General features: G+C 71.5%; 16 protein-coding genes. 11 read left to right on the top strand and 5 right to left on the bottom strand.

What is annotated here, in order from left to right; genetic code table 11:
* Positions 1–31: 31 nt before the first annotated feature.
* Entirely contained in the window at positions 32–679 is a 648-nt protein-coding gene (locus ACFZBT_RS11425; RefSeq protein ID WP_391101381.1) for a bifunctional 4-hydroxy-2-oxoglutarate aldolase/2-dehydro-3-deoxy-phosphogluconate aldolase, read from the bottom strand.
* A gap of 96 nt (positions 680–775) precedes the next feature.
* Between ACFZBT_RS11425 and ACFZBT_RS11420 the strand changes: the two genes are divergently transcribed.
* The 3 genes from ACFZBT_RS11420 (at position 776) to ACFZBT_RS11410 (ending at position 4,225) form a co-directional block, all read left to right on the top strand.
* Entirely contained in the window at positions 776–1,561 is a 786-nt protein-coding gene (locus tag ACFZBT_RS11420; RefSeq protein WP_391101378.1) for a DeoR family transcriptional regulator, read from the top strand.
* A gap of 45 nt (positions 1,562–1,606) precedes the next feature.
* Positions 1,607–3,142 carry a tRNA (N6-isopentenyl adenosine(37)-C2)-methylthiotransferase MiaB gene (gene miaB / locus ACFZBT_RS11415; protein WP_391101375.1) on the top strand — a complete coding sequence of 512 codons (1,536 nt, stop codon included), beginning with the start codon at positions 1,607–1,609 and terminating at the stop codon, positions 3,140–3,142.
* 369 nt (positions 3,143–3,511) lie between these two features.
* Entirely contained in the window at positions 3,512–4,225 is a 714-nt protein-coding gene (locus ACFZBT_RS11410) for a class III extradiol dioxygenase subunit B-like domain-containing protein (protein WP_391101372.1), read from the top strand.
* Between the two features lie 79 nt (positions 4,226–4,304).
* On the opposite strand, the gene ACFZBT_RS11405 is transcribed toward ACFZBT_RS11410, so the two are convergent.
* On the bottom strand, positions 4,305–4,628 hold the full coding sequence (locus ACFZBT_RS11405; RefSeq protein ID WP_391101369.1) for an Rv0909 family putative TA system antitoxin: 324 nt from the start codon (positions 4,626–4,628) through the stop codon (positions 4,305–4,307).
* A 27-nt stretch (positions 4,629–4,655) separates the two neighbouring features.
* A complete protein-coding gene (locus ACFZBT_RS11400; protein ID WP_391101366.1) occupies positions 4,656–4,916 on the bottom strand; it encodes a hypothetical protein in 261 nt (86 codons plus the stop codon).
* A gap of 182 nt (positions 4,917–5,098) precedes the next feature.
* On the opposite strand from ACFZBT_RS11400, the gene miaA reads away from it, so the two are divergent.
* From miaA to hflX, 6 genes are all read left to right on the top strand, one after another.
* Positions 5,099–6,037, top strand: coding sequence for a tRNA (adenosine(37)-N6)-dimethylallyltransferase MiaA (gene miaA / locus ACFZBT_RS11395; protein WP_391101363.1), 939 nt, complete (start codon positions 5,099–5,101; stop codon positions 6,035–6,037).
* A gap of 107 nt (positions 6,038–6,144) precedes the next feature.
* A complete protein-coding gene (locus tag ACFZBT_RS11390; protein ID WP_391101487.1) occupies positions 6,145–6,678 on the top strand; it encodes a hypothetical protein in 534 nt (177 codons plus the stop codon).
* A 131-nt stretch (positions 6,679–6,809) separates the two neighbouring features.
* Positions 6,810–7,688 carry a diaminopimelate epimerase gene (gene dapF, locus ACFZBT_RS11385; protein WP_391101360.1) on the top strand — a complete coding sequence of 293 codons (879 nt, stop codon included), beginning with the start codon at positions 6,810–6,812 and terminating at the stop codon, positions 7,686–7,688.
* Between the two features lie 294 nt (positions 7,689–7,982).
* On the top strand, positions 7,983–10,178 hold the full coding sequence (locus ACFZBT_RS11380) for an HD domain-containing protein (RefSeq protein ID WP_391101357.1): 2,196 nt from the start codon (positions 7,983–7,985) through the stop codon (positions 10,176–10,178).
* A gap of 93 nt (positions 10,179–10,271) precedes the next feature.
* On the top strand, positions 10,272–11,816 hold the full coding sequence (locus ACFZBT_RS11375) for a M1 family aminopeptidase (protein ID WP_391101354.1): 1,545 nt from the start codon (positions 10,272–10,274) through the stop codon (positions 11,814–11,816).
* 127 nt (positions 11,817–11,943) lie between these two features.
* Positions 11,944–13,437, top strand: coding sequence for a GTPase HflX (hflX, locus tag ACFZBT_RS11370; protein ID WP_391101351.1), 1,494 nt, complete (start codon positions 11,944–11,946; stop codon positions 13,435–13,437).
* 74 nt (positions 13,438–13,511) lie between these two features.
* Here the strand turns inward: hflX and ACFZBT_RS11365 are convergent, their stop codons facing one another.
* Together ACFZBT_RS11365 and ACFZBT_RS11360 are read right to left on the bottom strand one after the other, a co-directional pair.
* Entirely contained in the window at positions 13,512–14,714 is a 1,203-nt protein-coding gene (locus ACFZBT_RS11365) for a trypsin-like serine peptidase (protein ID WP_391101349.1), read from the bottom strand.
* Positions 14,715–14,910: 196 nt separating this feature from the next.
* On the bottom strand, positions 14,911–16,134 hold the full coding sequence (locus tag ACFZBT_RS11360; RefSeq protein WP_391101345.1) for a trypsin-like serine peptidase: 1,224 nt from the start codon (positions 16,132–16,134) through the stop codon (positions 14,911–14,913).
* A 345-nt stretch (positions 16,135–16,479) separates the two neighbouring features.
* Here ACFZBT_RS11360 and ACFZBT_RS11355 point away from each other — a divergent pair, with 345 nt between their 5' ends.
* Both ACFZBT_RS11355 and ACFZBT_RS11350 read left to right on the top strand, forming a co-directional pair.
* Positions 16,480–18,018, top strand: a complete 1,539-nt coding sequence (locus tag ACFZBT_RS11355; RefSeq protein ID WP_391101342.1) for an aminotransferase class III-fold pyridoxal phosphate-dependent enzyme — start codon at positions 16,480–16,482, stop codon at positions 18,016–18,018.
* Between the two features lie 90 nt (positions 18,019–18,108).
* A complete protein-coding gene (locus tag ACFZBT_RS11350; RefSeq protein ID WP_391101340.1) occupies positions 18,109–20,139 on the top strand; it encodes an IucA/IucC family protein in 2,031 nt (676 codons plus the stop codon).
* Positions 20,140–20,166 lie beyond the last annotated feature (27 nt).

Here is a 20,166-nt window from a genome sequence, read left to right as displayed (position 1 = left end):
GGGGGGTGGGCGGAGTCGGGGTGCCCGGGCGTCAGGCCCGGGCGTCTTCGATGGACCGCAGGACGGTCCGGGCCGCTTCGGTCACCCGGCGGTAGTCACCGTCGGGCCGGGCGGCCTTGGTCACGGAGCTGCCGACGCCGACCGCGACGACACCGGCGTCGAACCACGCCTTCACGTTGTCGGGCGAGACACCGCCCGCGGGCATGAGCGGTGCCTGGGGGAGGGGAGCCTTGACGGTCCGGACGTACTCGGGGCCCATGAACTCGGCGGGGAAGAGCTTCACGATGTCGGCGCCCGCCTGCATCGTGTCGACGATCTCCGTCGGGGTGAAGGCACCGCTGACGGTGACCGCCTGATACCGATTGGCGGCCGCGATCATCGCCGGGTTCAGGTTGGGGCTGACCAGCAGGTTCGCCCCGGCCGAGACGCAGGCGTGGGCCGCTTGCCCGTCCAGGACCGTCCCGGCGCCGATGACCACGCCGTCCTTGCCGTAGCGCTCGGACAGCTTCGAGATGACATCCAATGCGCCCGGCACCGAGAGCGTGATCTCCAGTGCGCGCACACCGCCCTCGATCGCGGCCTCGGACACGGCCAGGGCCTCTTCCGCGCTGTCCAGCCGGACGATCAGCAGGGCTCCGGTGCGGACGATCGCGTCAAGGGATTGAAACTTCGTTACCATGGCGGAACACGCTAGAACATGAATTCACATATTGTCACTAGGTCGGGAACGGGAAGTTAATCTGATCTCCCTCGGTACCGGTCTGGAGGAGACGTGATGGTCAGGGCACCGCTGATTCCGGAACAGCGGCACCAGGAACTGCTGCGCCTGCTGCGGAGCACCGGGGTGCTGAGCATCCGCGAGCTCATGACGCGGCTGGACGTCTCCCACATGACCGTGCGCCGTGACATCGCCGCCCTGGAGAAGAGCGGCCAGGTGGTGTCGGTCCAGGGCGGTGTCAGGCTGGCGGACTGGACGGGCCACGCCCCGCCCCGCGAGAGGGCGTCCCGGGCCCAGCTGGAACTGCCCCGCAAGCAGGCCATCGCCGAGACCGCGGCGGGCCTCGTCGAGGACGGCATGGCGGTCTTCCTCGACGCGGGCACGACCTGCCAGTCCACCGTCCCGTTCCTGGCCGGCCGCAAGGACCTCACCGTCGTCACCAACGACTTCCACGCCGCGATCGCGCTCTGCGGCCTCCCGGAGATCCGCGCCATTCACACCGGGGGCGAGATCGACGTGTCGAGCGGATCGAGCAGCGGGCCGCTCGCCGCCCACGCCATCGGGGCGCTGAACATCGACCTCTGCTTCCTGAGCGCGGGCTCCTGGGATCTGGCCCACGGCGTGACCAGTCCCTCGACCGACAAGGTGCTGCTCAAGCAGACCGTGATGCGGGCGGCGGCCTCGGTCGCCCTGCTCGCCGACAGCACGAAGTGGGGCATCGTCGAGCGGTTCAACGTGACCCCCCTCAACGGGCTCGACACCATCGTGACCGACGACCGTCTGCCGCCCGCGATCGTCGAGCGCGTCGCCGAGGAAGGGCCCTCGGTCCTGCAGGCGTCCTGAACCGGCCGTACGCGGCCGTCGGCCGGGAGCGCCTACCCTTGAGCCATGACCATCAGCAGCGACCGGAGCCCGGCAGTGGATGAGCAGACATCCAGGACATATGAAGTTCGCACCTACGGATGTCAGATGAACGTCCACGACTCCGAGCGATTGTCCGGTCTGCTGGAGGACGCGGGCTATGTGCGCGCCCCCGAGGGCTCCGACGGCGAGGCGGACGTCGTCGTCTTCAACACGTGTGCCGTGCGGGAGAACGCCGACAACAAGCTGTACGGCAACCTGGGCCACCTCGCGCCGAAGAAGGCGAGCCGCCCCGGCATGCAGATCGCGGTCGGCGGTTGTCTGGCGCAGAAGGACCGCGACACCATCGTGAAGCGGGCGCCCTGGGTGGACGTCGTCTTCGGCACGCACAACATCGGCAAGCTGCCCGTCCTGCTGGAGCGCGCCCGCGTGCAGGAGGAGGCGCAGGTCGAGATCGCCGAGTCGCTGGAGGAGTTCCCCTCGACGCTGCCGACGCGCCGCGAGAGCGCGTACGCGGCCTGGGTGTCGATCTCCGTCGGCTGCAACAACACCTGCACCTTCTGCATCGTCCCGGCCCTGCGCGGCAAGGAGAAGGACCGCCGCCCCGGCGACATCCTCGCCGAGATCGAGGCCCTGGTCGGCGAGGGCGTCTGTGAGATCACGCTGCTCGGCCAGAACGTCAACGCGTACGGCTCGGACATCGGCGACCGCGAGGCGTTCAGCAAGCTGCTGCGCGCCTGCGGGAAGATCGACGGCCTGGAGCGCGTCCGCTTCACCTCCCCGCACCCGCGCGACTTCACCGACGACGTCATCGCCGCGATGGCCGAGACGCCGAACGTGATGCCGCAGCTGCACATGCCGCTGCAGTCCGGCTCGGACCCGGTCCTCAAGGCCATGCGCCGCTCCTACCGCCAGGAGCGCTTCCTCGGGATCATCGAGAAGGTCCGCTCCGCCATCCCGCACGCGGCGATCAGCACCGACATCATCGTGGGCTTCCCCGGCGAGACCGAGGAGGACTTCGAGCAGACGCTGCACGTGGTGCGCGAGGCCCGCTTCGCCCAGGCCTTCACCTTCCAGTACTCCAAGCGCCCCGGCACACCCGCCGCCGACATGGACGGCCAGATCCCCAAGAAGGTCGTCCAGGCGCGGTACGAGCGTCTCGTCGCCCTCCAGGAGGAGATCTCCTGGGAGGAGAACAAGAAGCAGGTCGGCCGCACGCTGGAGCTGATGGTCGCCGAGGGCGAGGGCCGCAAGGACGACACCACACACCGCCTGTCCGGCCGCGCCCCCGACAACCGCCTCGTCCACTTCACCAAGCCGGACCAGGAGGTCCGCCCCGGTGACGTGGTGACCGTCGAGATCACCTACGCCGCTCCGCACCACCTCCTCGCCGAGGGCGCCGTGCTCGACGTGCGCCGCACACGCGCGGGCGACGCCTGGGAGAAGCGCAACGCCGAGAAGACGGGCAAGCCGGCCCAGCCGGCCGGCGTCCTCCTCGGCCTCCCGAAGATCGGCGTCCCCGAGCCGCTCCCGGCGGCGACGAGCGGCTGCGCCTTGGACTGACCAGTTCTCTACGGGGTCCCCCGGCGCTGGCCGGTGAGGCGGACGGGCCCTTACCTCAGGGCTCCTGACCGCAGACCCTGCCGGGCGGGTCAGGACCGGGTTTTCCGGCCGGTGTCGTGGTTGGGTTCCTGCCCGGGGTTCCCTGGTCGGCGGTCTGCCAGGCGGGGCCCGCCCGGGGGTTCCCTGGTCTGCGGTCTGCCGGGCGGGGCCCGCCCGGGAACTCCCAGCCCCGCGTCGTGGGCAGGTTCCTGCCCGGCTTCCGCCGTCGGTCCGCCCGGCGGAGGGCCCCAGCCGGTTCGCCGGATGCGGGATGCGGGATGCGGGATGCGGGATGCGCGCGCGTGGGTTCCCGGGGTTACCCTGCCGATCATGCTTGTCGCCGCCGCTGTCTGCCCCTGCCCGCCCCTTCTGGTCCCCGAGGTCGCCGCGGGCGCCGCACCGGAGCTGGACCCCGCGCGGGCGGCGTGCACGGACGCCCTGGGTGTGCTCGCCGCCGCCCGCCCCGACCGGGTCGTGGCCGTCGGGCCGGCGGGGAGCGCCGGGCCCGAGACCTACCCGGAGGGGACACGGGGCTCGTTCCGGAGCTTCGGCGTCGATCTCGACGTACGGCTGGGACCGGCCGAGGGCACGCGAGGAGGACAGCGGCTGCCGTACTCGCTGGCGGTGGCCGCCTGGCTGCTGGAGCGGACCGGGTGGTCCGACTCCCCGGTCGAGGGGCTCGGGGTGGGGGAATCCCTCACGCCCGAGAGATGTGTCCGCACCGGACGGGACATCGCCGCACGGGCCGAGCGGGTCGCGCTGCTGGTGATGGGGGACGCCAGTGCGTGCCGGACTCTCAAGGCCCCGGGCTATCTGGACGAACGGGCGGCGCCCTTCGACGCCGAAGTCGGGCGAGCGCTCGGCGTGGCGGACCTGGCCGCCCTCACGGCGCTGGACACGCGGCTGGCGCACGAGCTCAAGGCGTCCGGCCGGGCGCCTTGGCAGGTCTTGGCGGGTGCGGCCGAGGGCACGGACCTCGGCGGATCACTGCTGTTCGAGGACGCGCCGTACGGCGTGGGGTATGTCGTGGCCACCTGGTCGTAGACCGGACAGCACGGCACGGGAAACGGCGGACGGCCGGGAGCCCTCGTGCTCCGCGGCCGTCCGCCGTTTCCCGTGCCCGTCAGGAAGTGGGCGGTGGCCCGTCCGGCGGCGTGGTGCCGCCCGCGGCCGGCGGCGGCGTCGTGCCACCCGCGTCCCGCGGCGGTGTCGTGTCCGCCGCGTCCGGTCCGTGGTCGCCCTGGTGCGCGAGTCGGCCCATGGCGTCCTTGGCCTTGCCCGTGCCCGACTGGATCTTGTGGCTGTACTTGCCCTTGGTCCTCTTGTCGACGGCATGCGCGGCCTTCTCGAGACCGTGGTGGACCTTGCCCTCGTGCCGCTGCGCGAGGTCCGAGACCTTGCCCTTGGCCGGGCCCAGCTTGGCCTTCACGTTGTCCAGGAGACCCATCGCTTCACCTTCCCTCACGCGGGGCGGTCACGTACGGGCGCCCTCGCCGGCCTCGTTGTCGGCCGCCTTGTCGGTGGACTGCTGCTTGGGGATGTCGACGCCTTCGCCCTCGCCGGCCTCGGCACTCGCCTCGGCCGTTTCCGTGGCTCCGTCAGCCCCCTTCGCCTCCGGGGACTCGGCCGCCTCCTCCGCCTCGGACCCGGCCTTCGCCGTATCTGACTGAGCCTCGGCGGCAGGCGCCTCAGGCGTGGCCTTCGATCGTCGGAGAAGTCGTGCAAAAACGCCCATATCCACTCCATACATTACTCATGCGGGCGAAATCCCGCGTTGCCCGGTGCGTCCGTTTGCGCGACCAGGGCCACCGCCTCCGCGATCCGGCGGCAGGAACCTCGCAACGGGCAACGACCCCGGAGTTGCGGCGTCACGTAACTCGTTCGAGAGCGGGGTTCCAGGTTTGCGAGACTGTGTCGGTGAGCAGTGCACCCACCGCCCCCCGCGTCATCGCCGTCGTCGGACCAACCGCGGCCGGAAAGTCCGATCTGGGCGTTTTCCTGGCCCAGCGTCTCGGTGGCGAGGTCGTCAACGCCGACTCCATGCAGCTCTACCGAGGGATGGACATCGGCACCGCCAAGCTGACGCCCGAGGAGCGCGGCGGCGTCCCGCACCACCTCATGGACATCTGGGACGTGACCGTCACGGCGTCCGTCGCCGAGTACCAGCGTCTCGCCCGGGAGCGCATCGAGGCCCTGCTCGCCGAGGGGCGCTGGCCGGTCCTGGTCGGCGGCTCCGGACTGTATGTGCGCGGGGCCGTCGACAAGATGGAGTTCCCCGGCACCGACCCCGAGGTCCGCGCCCGCCTGGAGGACGAACTCACGCTGCGCGGCTCGGGCGCGCTGCACGCCCGCCTGGCCGCCGCCGACCCCGAGGCCGGTCGCGCGATCCTGCCGAGCAACGGCCGCCGGGTGGTCCGGGCCCTCGAGGTGATCGAGATCACCGGAAGGCCCTTCACCGCCAACCTCCCCGGCCACGACTCCGTCTACGACACCCTCCAGATCGGCGTCGACGTGGCCCGCCCCGAGCTGGACGAGCGCATCGCACGCCGGGTCGACCGCATGTGGGACGCCGGCCTCGTGGACGAGGTGCGCGCACTGGAGGCGCAGGGGTTGCGAGAAGGGCGTACGGCCTCGCGCGCGCTCGGCTACCAGCAGGTCCTCGCGGCGCTTGCCGGGGAGTGCACGATCGAGGAAGCGCGGACCGAGACCGTGCGTGCCACCAAGCGCTTCGCGCGCCGTCAGGATTCCTGGTTCAGGCGCGATCCGCGGGTGCACTGGTTGAGTGGGGCCGCGGCCGATCTCACAGAACTTCCGCAGCTCGCGCTGTCCTTGGTCGAACGACCGGTTACAGCCTGATCACGTCATGGCATCGGGACGCCCAGGCCGTCATCCGGGCCTCCGGCGGCGTGCCATCATCGAGCTTCGATCGACCGAGTGAGTCCTAGTTGGGAGGGCGCGTGGCGATGGAGGCCGGCCCTCGCGACACCGCACATAGCACCGATCACATCACCGCCGACCGGGATGAACCGGGGCGTCTGGACGGACCGGAGCGCCGGGACGGACCCGAGCAGGAGACGGACCGTCTCAGCTCCGACGGGCCCGACGACGAGACGCAGGGTGTGACGGACGACGGCCCCGAGCCCGACGAGATGTTCGCGGAGGAGGTCGAGGTCGAGCTGCGCCCGCAGCGCCGGATGCGCATCTGGCAGCTCGCGCCCATCGTGGGCCTCGCCGCACTCGGCTCCCTGATGTTCGCGTTCCCGCTCGCCTTCGACTTCGGCGACAGCGGAGCCGTCATCGCCATGCTCGGCCTGCTGATCTGCTCGTGCGCGGCCGGCTGGGGCATGATGGCCGCCCGCCGCGTCGGCCACACCTGGCCGGGCCTCCCGCCCCGCGACTCCGGCCGCAGACCGGACTGGCGCGTCGTCCTCGCGTACGCCCTGGTAGTGGCGGTCGTCGTGATCCTCGCCGTCTGGCGAGTGGCAAGGCTCCGCTAGGGCACGCGCCCCAAAGGGGCGCGGGGAACTGCGCGACAGGCCACGACGCACCCGCAGCCCGCGACGGACCGCACTGGGACCGCACCTCCCCGATCCGGCTCTCCCCGCGGAGCGCCCCGTACGATCGAGGAATGAGCACGCGCACGCGGATCGCCTTCCTCAAGGGCCAAGGCACCGAGAACGACTTCGTGATCGTCCCGGACCCCGAGAACACCATCGACCTGCCCCCGGCCACCGTCGCCGCCCTGTGCGACCGCCGCGCGGGCATCGGCGGTGACGGACTGCTGCACGTGGTGCGCTCCGCCGCGCACCCCGAGGCCCGGCACCTGGCGGCCGAGGCGGAGTGGTTCATGGACTACCGCAACGGCGACGGCTCGATCGCGGAGATGTGCGGCAACGGCGTGCGGGTCTTCGCGCGCTACCTCCAGCGCGCCGGACATGTGACCGAAGGAGACATCGCCGTCGCCACGCGCGGGGGCGTGAAGGCCGTGCACATCGCCAAGGACGGTGACGTCACCGTGGGCATGGGCAGGGCGCTGCTCCCCGAGGGCGACGTCACGGTGAGCGTCGGGGAGCGCAGCTGGCCCGCGCGGAACGTCAACATGGGCAACCCGCACGCGGTCGCCTTCGTGGACGATCTGTCCCACGCGGGCGATCTGCTCTCCCCGCCGCCCTTCAGCCCGGCCGCCGCCTACCCGGACGGTGTGAATGTCGAGTTCGTGATCGACCGAGGCCCTGGGCACGTCGCGATGCGCGTGCACGAGCGGGGTTCCGGCGAGACCCGTTCCTGCGGGACGGGCGCGTGCGCGGTCGCCGTGGCCACCGCCCGGCGCGACGGCGCCGACCCGGCGGCCACCGGCACCCCGGCGACGTACACCGTGGACGTCCCCGGCGGCACTCTGGTGATCACCGAGCGGCCCGACGGCGAGATCGAGATGACCGGCCCCGCCGTGATCGTGGCCGAGGGCGAGATCGACTCGGTCTGGCTGGAAACCGCCACCGGCGCGTGAGCAGGGGGCGATCGGCCCGAAACAGCCGCTCGCCCTCGGCCACTCGACTCGAAACCGCCGTGGAAATCGGCCACTTGGCGGAAAGTAGCCGTCGCGGTCGCGACGTAACGGGGCACAAACCTCACATTCATCCCTCGAATGGGTGATCAGTTTCACGCTCGGCGAGAGGCGGTCAGCCGGGCATGGTGGGCTCGGTAGCATCAAGCACCGGCCCGGACGGGGGACCGAAGCCGCCCCGTGAGCCGTGTCCGCCCAGGGGCACCCGTCCGCCGGTCCACGCAGCCGGAGGTGCCCATGAGTGCGGAGGCCACGAATTCCGTGACCCCAGGCCCGATGCCGGGCGCGGTGGCGTCCACGGTGACGCCGACGGCCCCGCGCAGAAAGGCCCGTCCCCGGATCGACCTGCGCCGTCTGGGCAGAGCCGCGCTCCTCGGCTCCGCCGCGCGCGACCGGCTGCCCGACGCCATCAGCCACGTCGTGGAGGCCCACCGGGCGCACCACCCCGACGCCGACCTCGAACCCCTGCGCCACGCCTACGTCCTGGCCGAGTCCTCGCATCGCGGGCAGATGCGCAAGAGCGGCGAGCCGTACATCACACACCCGCTCGCGGTGACCCTGATCCTCGCCGAACTCGGCGCCGAGACGACGACGTTGACCGCGTCCCTGCTCCACGACACCGTCGAAGACACGGACGTGACGCTCGACCAGGTCCGAGACCAGTTCGGCGAGGAGGTCCGCTATCTCGTCGACGGCGTCACCAAACTGGAGAAGGTCGACTACGGCGCCGCCGCCGAGTCCGAGACCTTCCGCAAGATGCTCGTCGCCACCGGCAACGACGTCCGCGTCATGTCGATCAAACTCGCCGACCGGCTGCACAACATGCGCACCCTCGGCGTCATGCGCCCCGAGAAACAGGAGCGCATCGCCAAGGTGACACGTGACGTGCTCATCCCGCTCGCCGAACGGCTCGGCGTCCAGGCGCTCAAGACCGAACTGGAGGACCTGGTCTTCGCGATCCTCCACCCCGAGGAGTACGCGCAGACCAGGGAGCTGATCGTCCGCAACGCCGCCCGCGCGGACGACCCGCTCGCGGAGGTCGCCGACGAGGTGCGGACCGTGCTGCGCGAGGCGGACATCCCGGCCGAAGTCCTCATCCGGCCCCGTCACTTCGTCTCCGTGCACCGGGTCTCCCGCAAACGCGGCCGGCTCCGCGGCTCCGATTTCGGCCGGGTCCTGGTACTGGTGAACGAGGACGCCGACTGCTACGGCGTCCTGGGCGAACTCCACACCTGTATGACGCCGGTGGTCTCGGAGTTCAAGGACTTCATCGCCGTACCGAAGTTCAACCTGTACCAGTCCTTGCACACGGCCGTCGCCCAGGAGAACGGCCAAGTCGTCGAAGTCCTCATCCGTACGCACCAGATGCACAAGGTCGCCGAGGCCGGAGTGGTCGCGCTCGGCAACCCCTACGCACCGGCCCCCGACGACCCGGCCGACGGCGAGCGCATCGACCCCACCCGCCCCGGCTGGCTCTCCCGGCTCCTCGACTGGCAGGAGGCGGCACCCGACCCGGACCATTTCTGGTCGACGCTGCGCGAGGACCTCGCCCAGGACCGCGAGATCACCGTGTTCCGGCCCGACGGCGGCACGATCGGCCTGCCCGACGGGGCGACCTGTGTGGACGCCGCGTACGCGCAGTACGGCGAGGACGCGCACGCGTGCATCGGCGCCCGGGTCAACGGCCGACTGGCGACGCTGAGCACCGTCCTCAAGGACGGCGACACGGTCCAGCTCCTCATGGGCCAGGACCCGGCGTCCGAGCCGTCCCGGGAGTGGCTGGAGCACGCCCACACACCCGCGGCCCGGATCGCCATCCAGCGGTGGCTGACCGCGCACCCGGCACAGGCCGAGGCCCAGCGGACCGAGACCCGGGAGGACCGCCGGGCCGAGGAACGCGCGGCGGCTCCCCGGCCCTCCGGCGGCGACACCTCCGGCCCGGACGGTGCGCCCACCGAGCAGACGTCCGTCCGCCCCGCCACCGGCCACGTCCTCTCCGACCTGCCCGACGCGGCCGTCCGGCTCGCCGGCTGCTGTACGCCCGTACCGCCCGACGGGATCACCGGCTTCTCCGTACGCGGCGGAGCGGTCACCGTGCACCGCGTCGAATGCGCCGCCGTGGCCCGTATGAAGGACGCGGGGCGTGGGGAGGTCGGCGTGCGCTGGGGCGACACCACCGAGTGCCGGGTCACGCTCACCGCCGAATCGTTCGTCCGGCCCCATCTCCTCGCGGACCTCACCGAGGCCATGGCCCTCGAAGGCGCCGAGATCGTCTCCGCGACCGTCGAGCCCCCGACCCAGCAGCAGGTGCGGCACACGTACACAGTGGAACTCCCGGACGCGGCCCGCCTGCCCGCCCTCATGCGCGCGATGCGCGACGTGGCCGGGGTGTACGACGTCAGCCGGGCGCAGCCGCAGCCTCAGGGCGGCTGAGCAGGTACGGACGGACGGCCGGGCGGGTGAGCCCCGGGCGGGCCGGACGCGCGCCGTCCCCACCGCGCTCGCCTGCGCTGATAGCCGTGGGGCATGCTCCTCACCCCCCAGACCCAGGCCCCCCGTTCGCGCCGTCGGAGAACGGCGGCGGCGCTGCTCGCCTCGGCCGTCTCCGTCTGCCTCGTCGCCGCGAGTGCCCCCGTCGTCCCCCTCGGCGTCGGCGACCGCCTCTTCCCGTACCTGGGCAACCCCGGCTACGACGTCGCGTCGTACGACCTCTCCTTCACCTATCCCGGCAGCAACAGCCGGCCGCTGCGGGCCGTCACCACGATCAAGGCCCGGACGACCGCCGACCTGGACCGCGTCAATCTCGACTTCTCCCACGGCACGGTCGACTCGGTCGAGGTCGACGGCGAGCCCGCCGGGTTCAGCACCGCCGGCGAGGACCTGGTGATCACGCCCCAGGAAGCCGTGCCGGACGGCGACTGGATGCGGATCACCGTGCGGCACACCAGCGACCCCGTGTCCGCCAAGGGCCTCGAGAGCGGCTGGGTGCGCACCACGGACGGCCTCGCCATGGCCAACCAGGCCGATGCCGCGCACCGGGTGTTCCCCTGCAACGACCACCCCTCCGACAAGGCGATGTTCACCATCCGGGTCACCGCGCCCAAGGGCCTCACCGCCGTCGCCAACGGCCTGCCCGCCGGTGTGGCCAAGAACAACGGTTCGACCACGTGGACCTACCGCACCCATCACCCCATGGCCACCGAGCTCGCCCAGGTCTCCATCGGCCGCTCCACCGTGCTGCACCGCACCGGCCCGCACGGGCTGCCCCTGCGGGACGTCGTACCGACCCGGGACCGCAAGGTGCTCGAACCCTGGCTCAGGAAGACCCCCGCCCAGATGGCCTGGATGGAGAGGAAGCTCGGCCGCTACCCCTTCGAGACGTACGGCATGCTCGTGGCGGACGCCTCCACCGGCTTCGAACTCGAGACCCAGACGCTCTCCCTCTTCGAGCGTGAGCTCTTCACCCAGTCCGCCTACCCGGACTGGTACGTCGAGTCGATCATGGTCCATGAGCTGGCCCACCAGTGGTTCGGCGACAGCGTGAGCCCCCGCACCTGGTCGGACCTGTGGCTCAACGAGGGATACGCCACCTGGTACGAGGCCTTGTACGCCGAGGCGCGGGGCGGCAAGCCGATGCGGGACCGGATGAAGGCCGCCTACGCCTCCTCCGACGGCTGGCGGACGGTCGGCGGCCCGCCGGCCGCGCCGAAGGCCCCCGAGCCCGGCCGCAAGACCGGTATCTTCCGGCACAACGTGTACGAGGGCGCGGCGCTCGTCCTCTACGCCTTGCGCCAGGAGATCGGCAGCCCGGCCTTCGACCGCCTGCAGCGCGCCTGGGTCGGCCGTCACCAGGACGGCACGGCCTCGACGCAGGACTACGTCCGGCTCGCCGCCGAGATCTCCGGGCGCGACCTGAACGGCTTCTTCAAGGACTGGCTGTACGGCGAGAAGACCCCGCCGATGCCGGGCCACTCGGACTGGAAGCCTCAGGCACCTGCCAAGCAGGCCGCCCCCGCTAAGCAGGCCGCCCCCGCGAAGCAGGCCGCACCCGCCCCGGGAGCCGCCCGATAACACGGTGACGAGACGCCCCGTGCCGTGCGACTATCGACAGGTCGGCGCGGCACGGGAGCGCCGGGAATCTCCCGGAGTGCTCGTGCGTTCTGAACATTGACCGGCTTCCCAGCTACGTAAGGATCCAATGACCTCCTCTTCTTCCCCCTCCCAGGACACCAAGCGCTTCACGCAGAGCCACCCCGAGGGTCTTCGGGCCGATGCCCTGATGGAAGAGGACGTCGCCTGGAGCCACGAGATCGACGGAGAGCGGGACGGCGAACAGTTCGACCGTTCCGACCGCGCGGCCCTGCGCCGTGTGGTGGGCCTCTCCACCGAGCTCGAGGACGTCACCGAGGTCGAGTACCGCCAGCTCCGCCTGGAGCGGGTCGTCCTCGTCGGCGTCTGGACCTCGGGAACCATCGAGGACGCGGACAACTCCCTCGCGGAGCTCGCCGCCCTCGCGGAGACGGCGGGCGCGCTCGTGCTCGACGGTGTCACCCAGCGCCGCGACAAGCCCGACGCGGCCACGTACATCGGCTCCGGCAAGGCCCAGGAACTGCGGGACATCGTCCTGGAGTCCGGAGCGGACACCGTCATCTGCGACGGTGAGCTCAGCCCGGGCCAGCTCATCCACCTCGAGGACGTCGTCAAGGTCAAGGTCATCGACCGTACGGCCCTGATCCTGGACATCTTCGCCCAGCACGCCAAGTCCCGAGAGGGCAAGGCACAGGTCGCGCTCGCGCAGATGCAGTACATGCTGCCGAGGCTGCGCGGCTGGGGTCAGTCGCTGTCCCGTCAGATGGGCGGCGGCAAGGGCGGCGGCCTCGCCACCCGTGGTCCCGGTGAGACCAAGATCGAGACGGACCGGCGGCGGATCCGCGAGAAGATGGCGAAGATGCGCCGGGAGATCGCGGAGATGAAGACCGGCCGCGAGATCAAGCGCCAGGAGCGCAAGCGCAACAAGGTGCCCTCGGTCGCCATCGCGGGCTACACCAACGCCGGCAAGTCCTCGCTGCTCAACCGCCTCACGGGCGCGGGCGTGCTGGTCGAGAACGCCCTGTTCGCGACCCTCGACCCGACCGTGCGCCGGGCCGAGACCCCGAGCGGGCGGCTGTACACGCTGGCCGACACCGTCGGCTTCGTGCGCCATCTGCCGCACCACCTGGTCGAGGCGTTCCGCTCCACGATGGAGGAGGTCGGCGAGTCCGACATGATCCTGCACGTGGTGGACGGTTCGCACCCGTTCCCGGAGGAGCAGCTGGCCGCCGTGCGCGAGGTGATCAGGGACGTCGGCGCCACCGACGTACCCGAGATCGTCGTGATCAACAAGGCCGACGCGGCCGACCCGCTCACGCTGCAGCGGCTGCTGCGTGTCGAGAAGCGGTCCATCGCCGTATCGGCCCGCACCGGCCAGGGCATCGACACGCTGCTCGCGCTCATCGACAACGAGCTGCCGCGCCCCTCGGTCGAGGTCGAGGCGCTCGTGCCGTACACGCACGGCAAGCTGGTCGCCCGCGCCCACGACGAGGGCGAGGTGATCTCCGAGGAGCACACCCCGGAGGGCACCCTGCTCAAGGTGCGGGTGCACGAGGAACTGGCGGCGGAACTCGCTCCGTACGCCCCGGCGCCGGCGCTCTGACGTAAGCGCAAGCGCTCGAGCACGCCGAAGGCCCGCTCCCCGTCCGCGGGGAGCGGGCCTTCGGCGTGGTGCGGTCAGCGACCGCCGTACGTCTTGCTCATGTTCTGGTAGAGCGCCTCGGCGTCGCGACCCAGCCGCGGGCCCGCCAGCCAGGTGTTGTCGGCCGGGCCGATCGAGGTGTTGGACACCAGCACGGACTTGCCGTCCCGCACCCGGAACCAGCCGCCGCCGGACGAACCGCCGGTCATGGTGCAGCCGATGCGGTACATCGTCGGCAGGGTCGGGCTGAGTGAGAACCGGCCGGGGACGTCGACGCACTTGAACATCTTCAGGCCGTTGTAGGGCGGCGCGGCCGGGTATCCCCAGGCGCCCATCTTGCGCGCCTCGGCCGCGGAGGGCGCGGAGAAGTCCACATCCAGCGCGGCGCCGACCGTCTCCTCCAGGGACTTGCCGCCCCGCTCGGGCTTCACATGCAGCACGGCGTAGTCGTACGCGGCTCCCTCGCCGCCGGTCTCCGAGCCGCCCTTGATCCACTGGTTCGAGGACGAGGCCCAGTCCGCCCACCAGTTGCCGTAGGGGGCGATCTCGGCCGGGTTCGCGTTGGTCAGCTCCGACTCCGACTTGCCGTAGTCGTTGTAGGCGGGGACGAAGGTGATGTTGCGGTACCAGCCGCCGTCGCCTCCGGCGTGCACGCAGTGGCCCGCCGTCCACACCAGGTTGGACTTGCCCGGGTGGTTGACGTCCTTGACGACCGTGCCGGAGCAGACTGCCGGGCCGTCGGGGGAGTCGAAGAAGACCTTGCCGACCGGCGCCGCGTTCCGGTGGTACGGCGTCTTCTCCGCCTGTGCCCGGACCGGCGCCGGATCCGGGTCGCTGGCGCCCTGACCGGCCGACGCGTCCTTCGTGGTGACCGTCTTGTCGGCCTCCTTCGCGGACTGCATCCGGTCCGGCTTCCAGAGGCCCTCGATCACCGGGTTGACGAAGTCCTTGGCGTCACTGAGCCACTTGTCCCTGTCCCAGTCCTTCCAGCCCCCGTCCTTCCACCGGCCGGCGTCGATCCCGTGCTCCTCGAGCCTGCCGGCGAGTTCGGCCGGGATGCGGACCTTGCCGCCGCCGTCCGCGGCCTGCGAGGTGGTGGCGTCTGGCTTGTCGCTCGCCGAGTCCGCCGAACCGTCACAGGCGGTGGCCGTCAGTGCCAGGGCGGCGACGAGCCCGGTGGCGGCGAGGACGGTGCGCCGCCCGCGGCTCGGTGCCGCAGGCGTACGTGTGGAACGCATGGTGCGATGACCCCCGTTGGTGCGCGCAGAAAGATGCTGCCGCGCTTGAATGTCATGTGCTTGTCACGCAGAGGCCGCCGTGTGGCCTCCGATGCGTGACTCCCCACTATGCCCGTGGAGTTGGGGGCGAACGGCGGTGGGCCGGTGAAGGTTTCCGTGAGTCCCCGGCGCCACCACCGCGCTGATCAGCCTGCCGTCAGCGGCCCGCGAACTTCTTGCTCACCGAGTCGTACACGCCCTTGGCCGCGTCGCCCAGGCGCGGTCCGGCCAGCCAGCCCGACGTCACCGGGCCGATCGAGGTGTTGGACACCAGCGCCGGCTTGCCGTCCGATCCTGTCCCGATCCAGCCGCCGCCCGACGAACCGCCGGTCATGGTGCAGCCGATGCGGTACATCGTCGGATCCGACGCCGTGACCGACAGCCGACCGGGACGGTCCTGGCACCGGTACAGCTTCTGCCCGTCGAACGGCGGCGCGGCCGGGTAGCCGATCGCCGTGACGCTCTTCGTCTTCGGCACGGCGGGAGCCTTGAAGTCGACCGGCAGCGCCGAACCGACCATCTCCTCCAGCGACTTGCCGCCGCTGCCCTTCTCCGGCGTCACATGGATGACCGCGAAGTCGTACGGAGCGCCGTCACCGCCCGTCGAACCGCCCTGCTCGATCCACTGGTCCGAGGTCTGCGCCCAGTCGCCCCACCAGACGCCGTAGGGTGCCACATCCTCCCGGGTGGCGTTCTCCAGTTCCGCGACCGGCTTGCCGTCGTCGTTGTACGACGGTACGAACGCGATGTTGCGGTACCAGCCGCCCTTCTTGCCCGCGTGCACGCAGTGGCCCGCCGTCCACACCAGGTTGGACTTGCCCGGGTGGGCGGGGTCCTTCACCACCGTCGCCGAGCAGACGGCCGAGCCCTTGGGGGAGTCGAAGAACACCTTCCCGGCCGTGGGGGCGTTGGCGTGGTAGGACGGCGGCACGGCCTGCGCCTCGACGGGCTCGGGCGTGGGGTCGGTGACGCCCTGGTCACCGGAGAGGTCGCTGTCGTCCACGCCCTGGTCGGGCTCCTCGGCCTCCCGCATGCGGTCCGGGTTCCAGAGGCCTTCGATGATCGGGTTGACGTACTCGTTGGCCTCGCGCAGCCAGTCGTCCCGGTCCCAGTTCTTCCAGGCGCCGTTCTTCCACTTGTCGACGTCGATCCCGTGCTCGCGGAGCCGGTCCCTGATGTCGTCCGGGATCTTGAGCTTGCCGTCGTCGGAGGCGGAGGCGGTTGCGGAGGCCTCACCGCCCGCCGCGGCGTCGCCCGACTCGCAGGCGGTGGCGGTCAGCGCGAGCGCCGAGGCGAGGACGGCGGCGGCCAGCACGGGGGAGTTCCTGCGGCGCGTCCACCCCCCTCGGCTGGTGGTGGACGACGGCCGTATGGATCGCATGATCTGACTCCCCCTGATGTGGCGAACTGGGACGAACCGGCGCCTCGGGTGCGGTGTCCGTCGAACTCGCGGGGAGTTCGGGCCGGCCTCCCGGCGCCCGGGAACGGCACCACACACTATGCGGTGGCTGTGGGGGCGGTCCGACGGAACCGCAACAGTTCCGTCACGGAAAGGATCTTGAAGCAACCCGTAACCAGGTGAGCGGTCGGGGGTTGGTAGCGGTGGGGGGTCTGCTGTCTGCGTGCGGTCCTCTGTGCCCGTGCCCAGTGGGAGGTCAGGGAAGTCGTGGCGGAATCCACCCGTGGGGGATGTGCGTCAGAGGAGGCCGCTGTGGGGCGTACGCCGGTGAGAACCCTCCCGGGTGGTGCGGTCGACGACGGCACGGCACCAGGAACGCGCGCCGCACAGGAGGGCATCTTGCGCCGCCAGGCCGCGCGCGAGCCCGCGGCCCGGACCTATGCCCGGGCCCTGCCGATCGTCCCGGTGCGGGCGCGAGGGATGACCATCGAGGGCGCTGACGGTCGCCGATACCTGGACTGCCTCTCGGGCGCCGGCGCGCTCGCGCTCGGGCACAACCACCCCGTCGTCCTGGAGGCCATCCGCAAGGTCCTCGACTCCGGGGCGCCCCTGAACGTCCTCGACCTGGCCACCCCCGTCAAGGACGCCTTCATCACCGAGTTGTTCCACACCCTGCCGCCAGGCCTCGCAGACCGGGCCAGGGTGCGCTTCTGCGGCCCGGCCGGCGGCGACGCCGTGGAGACCGCCGGTGAACTCGTCCGCGCGGCGACCGGGCGGACCGGCCTCATCGCGTTCACCGGCGCCTGCCACGGTAGGGCAGCCGGGCCGCCCGCCGCGTCCACCGTCGCCCACGACGTACGGATCACCCGCCTGCCCTACCCGCAGGACTACCGCTGCCCGTTCGGAGTCGGTGGTGAGGCCGGGGCCGACCTCGCCGCCCGCTGGACCGAGTCCGTCCTCGGCGATCCCACGTCGGGCGTGCCACTTCCCGCCGGGATGATCGTCGAGCCCGTCCAGGGCGAGGGCGGGGTGATTCCCGCACCGGACGTGTGGCTGCGGCGCATGCGGCAGCTCACGGCCGACCGGTCCGTTCCGCTGATCGCCGACGAGATCCAGACGGGCGTCGGGCGCACCGGCGCCTTCTGGGCCGTGCAACACAGCGGAGTGACCCCCGACGTGATGGTCCTCTCCAAGGCCATCGGGGGCAGTCTGCCCCTGGCCGTCGTCGTCCACCGCGACGACCTCGACACCGGCGAATCCGGCGCCCCCACCGGCACCTTCCGCGGCAACCAGCTCGCCATGGCCGCCGGCACGGCAACCCTCGCCCATGTCCGGGAGCACAGCCTCGCCGAGCGTGCGGCGGCTCTCGGCGCGCGCATGCTGAGCCAACTTCGCTCGCTGGCAGGGGAGTTCACCTGCGTAGGGGAAGTGCGGGGGAGGGGCCTGATGATCGGGGTGGAGTTCGTGGATCCCGACGGGGAGGCCCGGGAGAACGGGGAAGTCGCGGGAGTCGGGCGGATTCCCCGGGAAGCGGTACGTGGTGACTCGGGCGCCGATGGGACTGGGGGACGCTGCCGGGACCGCGCGGTGGAGGCATCCGCCGTTCCGGCGGCACCGGTGATCCCGGACCGAGCGCGCCGGCCCCTTCCCGCCGCCCCCGAACTCGCCGCCGTGGTCCAGCGGGAGTGCCTGCGGCGCGGCCTCATCGTCGGACTCGGCGGCCGTCACACGAGCGTCGTACGTCTGCTGCCGCCGCTGACGATCACCGACGAACAGGCGACCGCCGTGCTGGACCGCCTGGCCGACGCCGTGCGAGCGGCCGCCCGGCGCCAGGCGGACGCGGCAGCGGCGCCGTATACGCCGTGAGCCCTCGGACTCCAACCAGTAAGCAGAGTGAACTTCTCGGCTCGTACGCCCCGACCGCGCGTCCCTGAACCACCCCACGAGGTAACCGTGTTGAACGCCCTTCCCGAGCCCAATGGACACGCCGCGACGCGGGGAACGGGTTATGTAGACGCCCGACTGCCGGGTCCGTGCCTGGAGTCGGCGGTTCCTGGCCAGCGGCCCGGCGCGCTGCCCGCCGGGGAGCTGAACCCCGGACCTGTCACCGAACTTCTGGACCACCCCGACCCGCACATCGCCGCCCAGGCGGCCGCCGTGGAGAACCTGCTGCGCTGCTGGGTGCGCGAGAACGACCAGCCCGCCCCCGCCGACGGAATCCTTCGCATCCCCCTTCCCGCCAGCGGCACCGCCCTTATCGCCCCGGTCCGCTACTGGTCCCCGACGGGCTGGCACCGCTTCGGCCTGCCGCAACTGGCCGACGCCCCCGACAACGCCCCGCCGGCCGACGCCGTCACGGTCGCTGCCCTGCTCACCAGAGAGACGTTCGCCGAAAGCGCGGACACCGATACCGACACCGACACGGGCCCCTGCGTCAGCCCCGCCCCGGGCCCCGGGCTCACCGGCGCCCACAACTCCACCGTCGGTGTCGCTGCCTGCGACGGCCTCGGCGGCGTCCCACTGGTCGCGGGCGTCGCCGACTCCCTCCGCCGTGTCGCCGCCTTCGTCAGCGACCGCCGGGAACGTCCGGCCGACGGCCCTGACCTCTTCCTCGCGGCAGAGCAGGCGCTCGTCCTCGGACACCCCTTGCATCCGTCCCCGAAGAGCCGCGAGGGCCTCTCCGAGACCGAAGCCCGGCACTACTCACCCGAGTCGCGCGGCTCCTTCTCCCTGCACTGGCTGGCTGTCGCTCCTTCCGTCCTCGCCACCGACTCCGCCTGGACCGAACGCGGCCGCCCCGTCCCCGCCGCCCGGCTCACCCCACGACTGGCCGGCACCGCCCTGCCACTGCCGGACGGGTACGCCCTGCTGCCCCTGCACCCCTGGCAGGCGTGCGAGGTCCGGCACCGTCCGGAGACGGCCGCCCTGCTGGACTCGGGGCTGCTCCGTGACCTCGGCACTCACGGCACTCCCTGGCATCCCACCTCCTCCGTACGCACCGTCTACCGGACCAATGCCCCCGCGATGCTCAAACTGTCGCTCGGCCTCTGCATCACCAACTCCCGCCGCGAGAACCTCCGTAAGGAACTACACCGGGGCGTCGAGGTCCACCGCCTGCTCCGCGGCGGACTCGCCCAGCGGTGGAGTGCTGTGCACCCGGGCTTCGACATCGTGCGTGACCCGGCCTGGCTGGCTGTAGACGATCCCGACGGTGCTCCCTTGCCCGGACTGGACGTGGTGATCCGCCACAACCCGTTCACCTCCTCCGACGACGTGTCCTGCGTGGCCGGACTCGTCTCGCCGCGCCCGAGCCGGCCTGCCCGGCCCGAGGCCGTTCCGGACCGCCCGGAGACCCATCGCCCAGTGTTTCGGTCCAGGCTGGCCGAGGTCGTCACACGTCTCGCCCGCCGGACCGGCCGGCCGCACGGAGCCGTAGCCGCCGAGTGGTTCCTGCGCTACCTCCAGCACGTCGTGCGCCCCGTACTGTGGCTGGACGCCGAGGCCGGCATCGCCCTGGAAGCGCACCAGCAGAACACCCTGATTGTGCTGAATGCCGAAGGCTGGCCCACGGGCGGCCGCTACCGTGACAACCAGGGCTACTACTTCCGCGAGTCCCGGCGCACGGAGCTCGAGGACCGGCTGCCCGGCATCGGAGAACAGAGCGACACGTTCGTCCGTGACGAGGTCGTCGACGAGCGCTTCGCGTACTACCTCGCCGTCAACAACGTGCTCGGCCTCATCGGCGCGTTCGGCTCCCAGGGACTTGCCGACGAGCGGCTGCTGCTCGCCGCCTTCCGCTGCTTCCTCGGAAACGTCGCCTCCGGTCCGGCCCGGCTGCGCACGTCGCTGCCCGCCCGCCTGCTCGACTCACCGGTGCTGCGCTGCAAGGCCAACCTGCTGACCCGGCTGCACGGCCTCGACGAACTCGTCGGCCCGGTCGACACCCAGTCCGTCTACGTCACCATCGCCAACCCCCTGCACTCCTGATCACCCTGACCGTCCCTGACCACGACC

The organism is Streptomyces sp. NPDC008137 (genome assembly GCF_042957035.1).
GTDB lineage: Bacteria > Actinomycetota > Actinomycetes > Streptomycetales > Streptomycetaceae > Streptomyces.
Note: the sequence above shows the minus strand (reverse complement) of the source record. Positions and strands in the feature narration are given on the sequence as shown.

Bases quoted from the DNA above. Each gene is read 5' to 3' on its own strand.
- ACFZBT_RS11380 (WP_391101357.1), top strand. From the start codon at position 7,983: ATGAGTGCGGAGGCCACGAATTCCGTGACCCCAGGCCCGATGCCGGGC.
- ACFZBT_RS11390 (WP_391101487.1), top strand. From the start codon at position 6,145: ATGGAGGCCGGCCCTCGCGACACCGCACATAGCACCGATCACATCACC.
- ACFZBT_RS11365 (WP_391101349.1), bottom strand. From the start codon at position 14,714: ATGCGTTCCACACGTACGCCTGCGGCACCGAGCCGCGGGCGGCGCACC.
- hflX (WP_391101351.1), top strand. From the start codon at position 11,944: ATGACCTCCTCTTCTTCCCCCTCCCAGGACACCAAGCGCTTCACGCAG.
- ACFZBT_RS11420 (WP_391101378.1), top strand. From the start codon at position 776: ATGGTCAGGGCACCGCTGATTCCGGAACAGCGGCACCAGGAACTGCTG.
- ACFZBT_RS11375 (WP_391101354.1), top strand. From the start codon at position 10,272: ATGCTCCTCACCCCCCAGACCCAGGCCCCCCGTTCGCGCCGTCGGAGA.
- ACFZBT_RS11425 (WP_391101381.1), bottom strand. From the start codon at position 679: ATGGTAACGAAGTTTCAATCCCTTGACGCGATCGTCCGCACCGGAGCC.
- ACFZBT_RS11360 (WP_391101345.1), bottom strand. From the start codon at position 16,134: ATGCGATCCATACGGCCGTCGTCCACCACCAGCCGAGGGGGGTGGACG.
- ACFZBT_RS11410 (WP_391101372.1), top strand. From the start codon at position 3,512: ATGCTTGTCGCCGCCGCTGTCTGCCCCTGCCCGCCCCTTCTGGTCCCC.
- ACFZBT_RS11400 (WP_391101366.1), bottom strand. From the start codon at position 4,916: ATGGGCGTTTTTGCACGACTTCTCCGACGATCGAAGGCCACGCCTGAG.
- miaB (WP_391101375.1), top strand. From the start codon at position 1,607: ATGACCATCAGCAGCGACCGGAGCCCGGCAGTGGATGAGCAGACATCC.
- ACFZBT_RS11405 (WP_391101369.1), bottom strand. From the start codon at position 4,628: ATGGGTCTCCTGGACAACGTGAAGGCCAAGCTGGGCCCGGCCAAGGGC.
- dapF (WP_391101360.1), top strand. From the start codon at position 6,810: ATGAGCACGCGCACGCGGATCGCCTTCCTCAAGGGCCAAGGCACCGAG.